General features: G+C 70.8%; 4 protein-coding genes. 1 reads left to right on the forward strand and 3 read right to left on the reverse strand.

Going from position 1 to position 12,388, the window contains the following annotated elements:
• Positions 1-528 (forward strand): acyl carrier protein (locus tag AC07AG_RS42430; protein WP_478762538.1); only part of this gene is annotated, 528 nt, incomplete at its 5' end.
• Positions 529-603: 75 nt separating this feature from the next.
• Here AC07AG_RS42430 and AC07AG_RS42435 read toward each other — a convergent pair.
• The 3 genes from AC07AG_RS42435 to AC07AG_RS42445 all read right to left on the reverse strand — a co-directional run.
• Positions 604-5,175 carry a non-ribosomal peptide synthetase gene (locus AC07AG_RS42435; RefSeq protein ID WP_478762540.1) on the reverse strand — a complete coding sequence of 1,524 codons (4,572 nt, stop codon included), beginning with the start codon at positions 5,173-5,175 and terminating at the stop codon, positions 604-606.
• A 1-nt stretch (position 5,176) separates the two neighbouring features.
• The gene (locus tag AC07AG_RS42440; RefSeq protein ID WP_478762542.1) at positions 5,177-9,442 is read right to left on the reverse strand and encodes a non-ribosomal peptide synthetase; all 4,266 of its coding nucleotides are present in this window, start codon (positions 9,440-9,442) and stop codon (positions 5,177-5,179) included.
• 96 nt (positions 9,443-9,538) lie between these two features.
• On the reverse strand, positions 9,539-12,388 hold a 2,850-nt coding region (locus AC07AG_RS42445), incomplete at its 5' end, for a type I polyketide synthase (protein WP_478762544.1).

Consider the following 12,388-nt stretch of genomic DNA (forward strand, 5'->3'; position numbering starts at 1 on the left):
CAAGTCCCCGTGGCCGAGCAGCAAGCCCCCGTAGACGAGATCTCCCCGCGTGACGTGGTGCGGGGCCAGCTCGCCGTCGTCCTCGGCGTCACCGACCCGAAGACCATCGCCGGGGACCGGACCTTCAAGGAGCTGGGGTTCGACTCGGCCGCGGCAGTGGAACTGCATCGGCGGCTGTCCACGGCAACGGGCCTGCGGCTGCCCACCTCCCTGACGTTCGACCACCCCACGCCCGATGCCGTCACCGACTTCCTGCGGTCACGGCTCGAGGCCGAGCAGGGTGACGGAGACGAGGCGATGGTGGAACCAGTCCTCGAAGGGATCGAAGAGGTACGGGAGTTGCTGTCGGGTGGCGGGTTGGCGGACTCGGCTCGGACCGTCGTCGCGGGGCGGCTGAGTGAGCTGCTGCGGTTGTGCCAGGGGGCGGATGAGGCAGCGTCGGAGTCCCCGGACCGCGCGGCGCAGCTCGAATCGGCGAGCGACAGCGAGATGTTCGACTTCATCAGTAACGAGCTCGGGATCTCCTGACCCGGGGATCGCCTGACAACGAAGCGCACGGCCCGGGCAACCCGGGCCGTGCGCTTCACGTGTCGTTGCGGGACCTCACCCTTCCGCGCGCGAAGCCAGCTCCGTGCTCAGTTCCGCGATCGTCGGGTTGTCGAAGAGCAGGTCGGGTCCGTCTTCCGCGCCGTCGGCGAGGCCGAACTCCGCCTGCAGTCGACCGACGATGCTGACCGCGTGCAGTGAGTCGCCGCCCAGCTCGAAGAAGTCATCCGTGACGCCGAAGTCCTCGTGCCCGAGGGCCGCGCTCCAGATGGCGAAGACGATCCGCTCCCGGTCGTCGCGCGGGGCGACTCGCTCACCCTCGTCGGTCTCGTTCCACGGCGAGGGAAGCGCCGTGCGGTCCACCTTGCCGTTGGCGGTGAGCGGAATCCGGTCGATGAGCATGACATGGCGCGGAACCATGTAGCCGGGGAGGAGTTCCTCGAGGCCGCGGCGGAGCGCCTCCGGATCGGGGGCCGCCGCCGTGCCGGCATCGTCACCACCCGGGCACTGCGCGATCAGCACTTGCTGGCCGTGGAAGTCGACGGTCGCCTCCGGCCCCGGGACAGCCGCGAACCGATCGAATCCGGCGTCCGTGAGGTGCCGTTGCCAGGCGTCGACGGAGAGCAGCGGGAGCCGCTGCGGCCCACGATCTTGAGCCAGGGCCTCGATGAGACCCACCGTCACCAACTGCTGGCGCGAGTTGACCGTGCCTTCGAGGAGCACGAGCAGACCGCCCGGCGCCAGGGCGGCTCGGAGCCGGGCAAGGGTCCAGGGCAGATCCGTGGCGTCGTGCAGCACGTTGGCCGCTATGACGACGTCGACGGAGCCGGGAGCCACGCCTTGTTGCGCCGGCTCGCGGTCGATGTCGAAGATGCCGTACTCAACTCCGGAACGGTGCCGGAAGCGGGTCTTGGCCTGGGCCGTGAAGTACGTCGACACATCGGTGAACGAGTACTGGGCCCGGTCCTCGGGCAGCGCCTCCAGGACTGCCGCGGAGGTCGCGCCCGTGCCCGCGCCCACCTCGAGGATCCGTACCCGCCCGTGCTCCTTGTCGCGGTTGTCCACGAAGGCGCGCACACCCTGGGCGAGCACGCTGTTCTGCAGCGTCGACACGGCGTTGTCCGCGTACAGGGCGTCCGTCACCTGGTGGTTGTCGTCCTTGAGCAGGAGCTTCAACGGGCTCGTCCGGCCCTTGAGTATCTCGGTCTGCTGCTCGGCGCAGTCGGCGAAGTAGCCGGACAGCACGGCCTCGCTGCCGTCGAAGTCGAGGGCGGCCAGACCGGCGCCGACCCGCTCGTCCAGGTCCGCGGCGTCGAGCGGCTCGTCGGCCACGTACTCCCCGGGCTCGTCACCGACCCGCAGAACACTCTCCGCGGCCAGGACGTCCAGCCAGCGGTGCACGGTGCCGCGGTATCCGGGCTTGATGCCGCACCGCTCCACGATCTGGGCCGCGGACCCCTTCTCACCCTTGGCCGTGAAGACGCCGAGGTCGGCGAAGGTGCGGGCCATCAGGACGGGCGAGATGCCCTCCAGCGTCTCCAGCATCCTGCGGTACTCCGCCAACGGCTCCGCGAGTTCCCGGGTGCCCCGCTCCGTCCGTTCCGCGCAGGCTCCGAGCACCGCGTCCCAGGTCCCGTCCGGATCCAGGCCCGACGGGCCGTCCGAGGCAGCGGCGGGAACGACATGGGCCACGAGCTGCCGGTGTCCGGTCCTGGGGCTGGTCTCCACACCGGCGACCGCATCAGCCACGCCAGGCCCGCGCAACAACACGGCAGTGATCTCGCCCAGCTCGATGCGGTAGCCGTTGACCTTGACCTGGTGGTCGGCCCGGCCGAGGAACTCGATGTCGCCGCCCGGGAGATAGCGGCCGAGGTCGCCGGTCCGGTAGAGCCGCTCCCCGGTGCGCGGATGCTCCACGAACCGTTCCGCGGTTCGCTCCGGGTCGCCCCAGTACGCGCGGGCCACGCCGGTGCCGCCGATGAAGATCTCGCCCGTCGACCAGATGGGACAGGGTTCCATGGCGGCGTTGTACACATGCAGTGTCTGATTCGCGAGCGGCTTGCCGTACGGGATGCGCGACCACTCCGCGGGTACCTCCGCGATCGGGTAGCACACCGACCAGATGGCTGCCTCGGTCGCACCACCGAGGCTGATCACCTCCGCCTTGGCATGCCGGCCGCGCACGGCGTCGGGCAGCGGAACCGGGATCCAGTCGCCGCTGAGAAGCACCAACCTCACCTTGGACGCGGGCAGTTCGGCCCCGTCGCCGTGCGATTCCACCCAGGCCTGCATGAGCGCGGGCACCGAGTTCCACACCGTCACGCCGTGCCGCTGCGCGAGCTCGGTCCAGTGCGCCGGTTCCTGGGCACGGCTCGCGGAGGGCATGACGACGGTGCCGCCCGCGGCGAGTAGACCGAAGATGTCGTACACGGACAGGTCGAAGCTGAGCGCCGAGAGCGCGAGGACCCGGTCGGCGGGGCCGACCTGGAAGCGGGCGTTCATGTCCTGGACGGTGTTGACGGCCGAACGGTGGTCGATCGCCACACCCTTGGGCCTACCGGTGGAGCCCGAGGTGTAGATGATGTACGCCAGGTCGTCCGGGCCCGGCTCCGTGTCGAGCGGTTGCCAGCTCGCCCCCGTCACTTCCACGTCCTCGAAGGTGACGGTGCGCACGCCCTCCGGCCAGTCGAAGGCCTCGCGCAGCGCGGGCGAGGTCACCACGACGCGCGCGCCGCCCTCGCCGAGCAACTGGTCCCTGCGGGCCTGTGGCCACCCGGGCTCGACCGGCAGGTATCCGGCGCCCGACTGCTGCACCCCGATCACCGCGGCGACCTGCTCCCAGCCCTTCTCCAGGACCACGCCGACGACGGTGTCGGCCTGCGCTCCCAGCGCCTTGAGGCGCCGTGCGAGACGGCGTGCCTGCCGCACCGTCTCGTCGTAGGTCAGCTGCCGCTCGCCGTCGATCACCGCGACTGCGTCCGGCCGCAGCCGCGCCTGCGCCTCGACCAGACCACACAGGCTGCCGCCCGGCAGCTCGGCGGTCGTGTCGTTGGCCCGCTCCCGCTCCTTGGCCTGCCAGGTCGGAAGCGTCACGGGGGAGCCCGGCGTATCCCACACCTCCGGCTCTTCGACGAGCCGGTCGAGCGCCCGGCAGTACACGGCGAACATGTCGTCGAGCAGCCCTGCGGGGAACAGCGCCTCGACGGTGTCCCAGTTGAAGAGCAGTGCGCCCCGCTCCTCGGACGTCTGATGGTCGAGCCACACCTGCGGTGTCTGCGTCAGGCCGTGCACCTGCTCTCCGAAGAAGCGGATGCCGTCCGACGGATCGCTGTCCGGGGAGCCGAGGACCAGGGCGCTGGTGAAGACCACCGGCATCGCCGCGGCCGGTCCGCCGCCAAGTCGCCGCGCCCGCTCACGCAGTACCTGCACGCCGTTGTACGCCATGTGCTCGAGGTCGCGCATCAGCTGGGTCTGCAGGGCCTGGGCGCGCTCGGCGAACGTAGCCCCGGCGTCGTGCCGGTTCTCGAGCATTGTCAGTGTCGTGAAGTCCCCGATGACGTCGTTGATCTGGGGATGCACGGGCGGCCGGTTGAACAGAGTGAGGTTGAGGGTGAAGTCCGGCTGCGCCGACCACAGCCGCAGCGCGTCGCCGAACGCGGTCATCAGGACCGCTGACGGCGTCAGACCGCGCTGCCGGGCCGTGTCCTTGAGGGCGGCCCACCGCTCGCGCGTCAGGCTGCTCGCCCGGCGGGTGAACTCGGTGCGGGACAGCTGCCCTGGCCGGCATGCCAGGGGCAGTTCGGGGGCGGCGGGCAGCGAGTCGAGGCGTTCCATCCAGTACGCCTCGTCCTGCCGGTGGCGGGCACCCGAGCGGGACGCCGCCTCGTGCAGGACGTAGTCGCGGTAGGACAGAGCCAGTGGCTCGGGGTTCCACGACGGGTCCTCGTAGAACCGCCGCCACTCACCGAACAGCACGAAGAGGCTGAGCCCGTCCAGGATCAGCACGTCGATGCTGATGTGCAGCCTTGTCCGGTCGCCGTCCAGGAGGCAGGCACGGATGTCGAACAGGGGGGCGCGGTCGGCGGGCAGGACCTGGTGATCCAGCTGCCCGCGCACCTCCTCGATTCCGGCCCGCTCCTTCTCCTCGCCCGCGCCGCGCAGATCCCGCACCGCGATCTCGTACGGCGGTACGTCACGGAGGATCCGCTGCCTGCCGTCCGGCTGGACGACGGCGCGCAGCATGTCGTGGCGTTCGACGACCTTGCGCAGGGCGGCGTTGAGACGTTCCAGCTCCAGGCCTGTGCGCTCCAGTTCGAAGTAGAGATGGGTGGAGACGCCGCCCAGGTCGAGCGCGGAGCCGCGGCCCACCCAGTAGGCGTGCTGGATGTCGGTGAGCGGGAACGGTTCGTACCGCTCGTCGGGGCGAGGCGTTACGTCCGGCTCCTGCGCGGCCGTGGTGGTGGCGGCGCCGCGCCGCAGCAGCGCGATCAGGTCGTCCCTGCTGTGTTTCAGGCTCGCCCGCAGCTCGTCGGTGAGTGTGCCGGCGGGGGCGACGATGTCCAGACGGTCACCGGCCAGGCGCAGCTTGATGCCCCGCCGGTGCAGTTCGGACAGGAGTTCCTGGGGCATCTCAATTCTCCTTGGTGGTCTGGTGTGCGGGCACCGAGCTTGAGCGTGTGACGAACGGAGCCCCCAGCTGGTCGATCGCATGGGTGACCGCGGTGACTGCGACCGGATCGGCGAGCAGTGTGTAGTGCGTGGCCGGGATGGACAGGGCGCTCGTCCCCGCACGTGAGAATCCGGACCAGCCCCAGTCCGCGGCGGCGGTGTGCGGATGGCCGGCGAACTCGCTGACCACGCCCTGACCGGCGCGCAGCACATTGATGGGCGCGTCGATCACGCCGCCCCGGTAGCTGTTGCAGGCCCGTACGACAGCCCGGAACACGGCGAGGGGCGACACCAGATCGGCGGCGTCGAGCCCCGAGTCGGGCAGCCCGTTGGCGTGGCCGACGGCGAGCGTACGGGCGATCCTGTCGACGTCCCGCATCCCGTCCAGGCGGCGCACCTCGTCGAGCGGAGCGTGCCCGGGTCTGAACCCGATTCCGAGGTCCTCCAGGAACCACACGAGCAGTTGGGCCTCGTCCACGTCCCTGGTGAGCGACGGGGCGGGTGAGTCGAGGACGACGACGCGTTCGACCGTCTCGCCCAGCTCCTCCAGGAGCCGCGCCGCCTCGAAGGCGATCACACCCCCCGACGACCAACCGCCCAGCAGATAGGGGCCGTCGGGGCGCAGGTCACGCATCGCCTCGGCATAGAGCCGGGCCATCGCGGCCACGGTCGTCAGGGGCTCATGGCCGGTCGCCGGGCCGGGAGCCTGGAAGGCGTACACCGGCCGGTCGAGGAGCTCGGCCAGCTGGCGGTAGCACGCCACGTTGCCGCCCGCGGGGTGCATCAGAAACAGCGGCTCACTGCGTCCGGCCCGCTCCGGTCCGCGCACGGTCACCAACGCCGTCCAGGCGCCCTGGGCGGTCTGCAGGCTCTTCGCGAGCTCGGCGATCGTGCGCCGTTCGAGAAGCAGCCCCAGCGGCACCCGGCTGCCGGTCCGCTCGGCGACCTGGCGCAGTACGCGCAGCGCGGCGAACGACTGCCCGCCCAGGTCGAAGAAGTCGTCGTGCACGCCGATCGGGCGCACCCCGAGCACCGACTCCCAGATCTCCGTGAGCAGTGACTCCAACGCGTTCCTGGCCGGTGTGCGCTTACGTTCCTGTCCTGATTCCGGGCGGGAGAGCGACTCCAGCGCGCGACGGTCCAGTTTGCCGTTGCCGGTCAGGGGGAGGGCGTCGAGCAGCGCGATGCGCCCGGGGACCATGTAGTGCGGCACCAGCCGGCCCAGCCGGTCCGTCAGCTCCGTCACCCAATTCGTGGCGGGCCCCTCGGGCACGACCGCAGCCCGGTCACGGACGACGAACGCCACCAACTGACGCCCGGACGCCGCGTCCGGAGCGATCACCACGGCCTTGCCCACGCCCGGACAGGAAAGAAGCGCGTGCTCGATCTCGCCCAGCTCCACCCGGAACCCCTGGATCTTCACCTGGAAGTCCGAACGCCCCAGGAACTCGATGGTGCCGTCCGGCAGATAGCGGCCCTCGTCGCCCGTCCGGTACAGCCGCTCGCCGGTTCGGGGATGACGTATGAAGGACGCCTCGGTCTTCTCCGGGTCATTCCAGTAGCCAAGGGCGAGGCCGCGGCCGCCGATGTACAGGTCGCCCGGCACCCACACCGGGGCGTCTCGCCCCGATGCGTCAAGCACATGCCAGCCCTGGCCCGCGAGCGGACGGCCGTACGGAATGCTCGCCCAGTCGGGATCGGGAGCGTCCACCGGATGGCAGATGGACCAGATCGACGCCTCCGTCGCGCCGCCCAGACTGATCACCCGCGCGTTCGGGGCGACTTCGCGGATCCGGCCCGGCAGGTCCACCGGAATCCAGTCCCCGCTCAGCAGCACCGTACGCAGCGACGGCAGCTGCACTCCGGCCGCGGCCGCTTCCTCCACGAACAGCTGCATGAGGGCGGGCACCGAGTTCCACACCGTCACACCGAACGAGCTCACCGTGTCGATCCACGACGCCGGATCGGTCTGGGATGCCGCAGGCAGGATGAGGGAGGCCCCCGCCGCCGCCGCGCCGAACACGTCGTACACCGACAGGTCGAAGCAGAGCGAGGAGACCCCGAACAGCACATCGGACGAGGTCACACCGAAGCGCCGGTTGATGTCGGCCACCGTGTTCAACGGGCCGCCGTGGTCGAGCATCGCGCCCTTGGGGCGGCCCGTCGATCCCGAGGTGTAGATGATGTACGCCAGGTCGTCCGGCTGCCGTGTCGCCGCACCGGGGTGCGCGTCGGGCGCCTCCCGCCGCCGCGCGCACTCCTCGACCGTGATCAGCGGCACCACGGCTGCCTCGGCGAGCCGGTCACGGAGCGCCGCCGACGTCACCACGGCCACCGCCGAGGTGTCGGCGAGGACATAGCGGATGCGATCCGCGGGCCACTCCGGATCGACCGGAACGTAGGCGGCGCCCGTCGCGAGGACGCCGTGCACGGCGGCTATCTGATCCGGGCTCTTCGGCAGCGACACCGCCACCACATGGCCGGCGTCGGCGCCGCAGTCCGCCAGCCGCGCCGCGATCCGCAGGCTCCGCTCCCGCAACTCTCCATAGCTGACCTTGGCTTCGGGCCCGATCACCGCGGGGGTGTCCGGCTGCGCGGCCGCCGCTCGGGGCAGCAGCTCGTGCAGCAGCCGTACCGGCGGTTCGTCCGCCGCGGTGAGAGCTTCTTCGTTGATGGATTCGCGCTGCTCTCGCTGGGCCGTGGGCAGCAGGTCGAAGTCCCGTTCCCGCCAAGCCGATTCGTCCTCGGCCAGGCGCGTCACCAACAGGCCGTACGCCGCCAGCATCTCCTCGATCATCCCCGCGGGGAACATCGGCTCGATGGCGTCCCAGATCACCCACAGCCGGCCGTCCCGCAGCTCCCAGAACTCGGTGTCGAGGAGCGTCTGCGGCGTCTCGAGGAGGCTGTAGGCCGGCGGATCGGCGGGGCCCACGAACAGCGCGCTGCCCACGGCGAAGGGGCACACCGCGCTGCCCGGCGTCTGCCGCACCTGATTGAGCGTCTGCAGCACCTTGCTGCCGCTCCAATAGGTGTGCTCCGTGTCGGACATCACGCGCGCCTGCAGCCGGCGCACCCGTTCTTCGAAGCCCTCCGGGTGGCGCCAGTCGACCTCGAGCGGGTACAGCGACGCGAAGTTCCCGACGATCTCCCGCATCTGCGGATGCAGCGGCAACCGGTGCGTGATCATGTTGTTCAGAAGGAAGTGCCGCGACCCGCTCCACTGTGCGATGACCTCCGCGTGCGCGCCCAGCAGCACATTCGTCAGGGTCAGGCCCCGCGCGTCCGCCCGCGCCTGCAAAGCCTCACGGATGCTCGGTTCAAGGAGCAGCTCTCGCCGCGACAGCTCCGACCGCCGGCGGCGGACCGCGCCGCTCACCAGGGGGAGTTTCGGCGCGGACGGCCAGTCGGCCATCCGGTCGCACCAGTATTTCCTGGACTTCTCGCCGAGTGACGACGCCTCCAGCTCGGCGAGCGTCAGCACACAGTCCCGGAAGGTCACTTCCAGCTCGGGCAGCTCGTCGTCGGGGTGGTGGTAGTAGTGCAGGGCGTCGCTCAGCAGCCGAAAGGCGCTCGGTGCATCGGCGAACAGGTTGTTGTTGTTGTAGTGGAACCGCGCTCCGCGCTCACCGTGAAGGCTCAAGTGCGGTTTCAGCCAGGGCCATTGGTCGTGCGCGGGCTCCTGCCGCTCCATCTGCTCGCGGACCTCGAGCATGGCGCGCTCGGCCTCGCCGGCGGGCAGACCGCGCAGGTCCGACACGGTGAACTCGACCGGCGCCGGATCACGCACCGTCCGCAGCAGCATGTCGTCGTCGGCCACCACCAGGTTCTTGCGCTGGCGATGCACCGCGCGGTTGAACGCCTTCTGGAAGCGCCCCGCGTCGAGCTCGTCGAAGTCGAACTCCCCGTACTGGTGCGGGCGCACGTAGAACTCGAACCCCTCCCGGCTTCCCATCAGGAAGGACTGCTGCAGGTCGGAGGGGGCGAAGGGCTCGTACAGCCGCTCCGCGTCGTGCTGCACCGTGGGCAGCGCGCCCTCGGCCGTGCCCGAGCCGCCCGCCGACCGCGCCAGCCACGCCACGATCTCCTCTTTGTGGCCCGCGAGCCGCTCCCGCAGGTCCGGCGTCAGACTGCCGCGCGGCGCCTGCACCTCAAGACGGTCATCGTCGGTGAGCTTCAACTTGATCTTTCTGTCCGCCAGTTCGTCCAGCAGTGACGAAATCTGGCCCATTCCTCCCGTGCTCAACTCGGGACCTCTCTCCTGTGTCGTGGTGCGTATGAGGGTGCGGGCGGGGATACGGGGGCACTGGCTGCCGCGCGCCGTGCGTCACAGCGTCAGCACCTCGGTCTCCGCCGAGTCCTCCACGGCGTCGTCATCGGCGGCCAGGACGCTGCGCAGCGCCAGCTGACGGCATATGAACTCGCTGATCTCCCATGCCGTCCCGCCACCGAACAGCAGGTCCGACGACACATCGGCGGATGTGTCGGCCAGAAGCCGGCCGCGGAGCCTGACCGTCGTCAGTGAATCGAGACCCAGGACGTTCAGACGGGTCGCCGCGAATCCGGGACGCAGTTCGTCGCGCTGCCGCTCACCGAGCCCGAGCAGCACCCAAACCATGTCGAACAGGACGCCGAGCACGACCTCGCGGGCCTGCTCCGGATCGGCTGCCGCCAGCTCCGTCAGCTCCTCGGCAGACCGGTAAGTTCCCGCCGCGGCCCAGGGGTTGCCCCCGCTCGGCAGCACCCCGTCCAGCAAGGTGTACGGCACCGGGCGCGCCGCCACCGCCGCATAGCGGTGCCAGTCCATCCGGGCCAGACCCACGTGCGGGCCCGCGTCCGCCGACAGCCGCTGGAACGCCTCGAACGCCTGCCGCGGCGGCATCGCGTCCACACCGCTGGCGGACAGTCCCGCCAGTGACCCGCCGCGGGCGGCCATGCCGACCTCACCCCAGGCACCCCAGCCGACGCTCAGCGCGGCAAGACCGAGCCGTTCACGATGGGCGGCGAGGGCGTCGAGAACCGTATTGGCCAGCACGTAACCGGACTGCCCCGCGGCGCCGGTGATCGCGGTCATCGAGGAGAACAGCACGAACAGGTCCAGGTCCCCGCAGGCCCGGTGGAGATGCCAGGCCCCGCCGGCCTTCGGATCGAGTACCCTGCGGATCCGTGACCCGTCCAGCTTGTCGAGGACCGCGTCGTCCGTGACACCGGCCAGATGGAACACACCACGCAGGGCGGGCAGTTCATCCCGTACGAAGGAGACCAGACCGGCGACGTCGTCGGCCCGCGACACATCGGCCCGCCGCAGCTCGACCCGGACACCGTCGGCTCGCAGCCGCGCCACCTCGGCCGGCACCTCCTCCGGTACATTGCGGCCGGCCAGCACGAGGGACCTGGCCCCCTGCCCGGCAAGCCACCGTGCTACTTCGATGCCGATGCCACCGAGACCACCGGTGACGAGATACGTCCCGTCGGGGCGTACGTCGACGGGGGGCCGTCCACCTGCCGGCTCCCGCTCCGTGACGCGCGCCTCGAACCACCGCCCGCCGCGCTCCGCGAGATGCCCCGCGCCCGGCAGGAGGGCCGCCCGCGCGATCGCCTCGCCCAGCGGTGGCACCGGCCCGGCCGGATCGATGTCGACCTGGACGCACCGCAGATCCGGGTGGTCGGAGATGACGGCCTTCGCGGCACCGGTCAGGACGGCCTGCACCAGCGAGGCCGCACTGCCCCCGCCCGCTCCCGGCAGGTCCGCCGCCCCCGAAGAGCGGATGACGACGCCGGGCCGTCCGGTGCCATGAGCGCGGAGGAAGTGCTTGAGGATGACAAGGCTGTCCACGGCCAGGCGCCTGACCTCGGCGAAGCCTCCGTCCTCACTCGCGTTCTCGCCCACGCTCTCGCCCGCGCTCCCCGTACCTTCCGCACTGGAGACGCCGTTCAGGACAATCCCCGCGAGGCGGCTGCCGCCGTCGGCCCCGAGGGCGTCGAGTTCACGGCCGACGCGCTCGCCGAAGAACCGCTCCAGCCCTGACTCGGTCTCGGCGTCCACGGCGAGAGGAGCACCGAGTGCCGCGCCCTCGTCGGAGGACGCGCCATCCGCCGGAACGTCCCAACGGGCGAGGCGTCCGCACCAGTCACCGGTCACGGCGTCGCGGTCCATCACGAGCCAGGGACCGGGTGCCGGTTCAGCGGGCTCGTCGGCCGTGACGGGCGGTACGAAGGGCACCCACTCGACGGCGTACTCACGGGGACGGGTGACGGCCATGGCGCGCAACGAGGCCGCGGCGACGGTACGGAACCGCAGGCCCTCGACGGAGGCGATCACCTGCCCGGACTCCGTGATCAGGTCCAGGTCCATCGAGCACTCGCCGGACTCGTCCACACCGTGCCAACGGGCATGCGCCCACACACGGTGGGGCAGCCGCCCGTACACCCGGATCCGGTCCAGCCCAACGGGCAGCCGCAGTGTCTCCTCGTCTTCGGTGAACCCCGCGACGACATGGAAACAGGCGTCGAGGACGACGGGATGAAGTGTGTACTTCTCCGTGTCCCGAGCGATGTCCGGAGCCTCGACCGCCACCAGCGCCAGCGCTTCGGTGCCCGATTCGGAGCGCCTGAGCTGCTTGAGCGCGCGGAAGGCGGGACCGTACTCGACGCCGATCCGGTGCAGGCGGTCGTACAGCTCGCTCGTGTCCGCGAGCGGCATCCGGTCGCGCATGCCGTCGAGGTCGACGCGGTGCGAGCCGTCGGCGAGGGGGGCGGCGAGCGCCACGGTCAGGTGTTCGGTCCAGGGTCGTGCCCCCCTGCCCGTGCCGGGCTCGTCCGGCTGCCCGAAGCAGCGCACCCGGTAACCGTCCCCTTCGGGCATGACCGAAGCCTGAACCCGGATGGGTACGTCGGCACCGAAGTGCAGGAAGTCATTGAAGGTGACGCCTTCCAGGCCCACCCCGACGCCGGGTCCCTCCTCACCGGCGGCCTGCACCCCCGCGACGGCCCACTCCAGCATCGCGGCGGCCGGGAGCACGGCCGTACCGGCGAGCCGGTGCTGTTCGAGGAACCAGGGCCGGTCCGCCTCCAACTCCCCGCTGAACCAATGCCCTTCACCGGTGGCGAGCTCGACTGATTCACCGAGGAGGGGGTGCGCGCCGCTCTCTGCGTGCCGGGGGGTTCGGGTTTGGGA

It is taken from the genome of Streptomyces sp. NPDC044044 (assembly GCF_056434405.1).

Bases quoted from the DNA above. Each gene is read 5' to 3' on its own strand.
- AC07AG_RS42435 (WP_478762540.1), bottom strand. From the start codon at position 5,175: ATGCCCCAGGAACTCCTGTCCGAACTGCACCGGCGGGGCATCAAGCTG.
- AC07AG_RS42440 (WP_478762542.1), bottom strand. From the start codon at position 9,442: ATGGGCCAGATTTCGTCACTGCTGGACGAACTGGCGGACAGAAAGATC.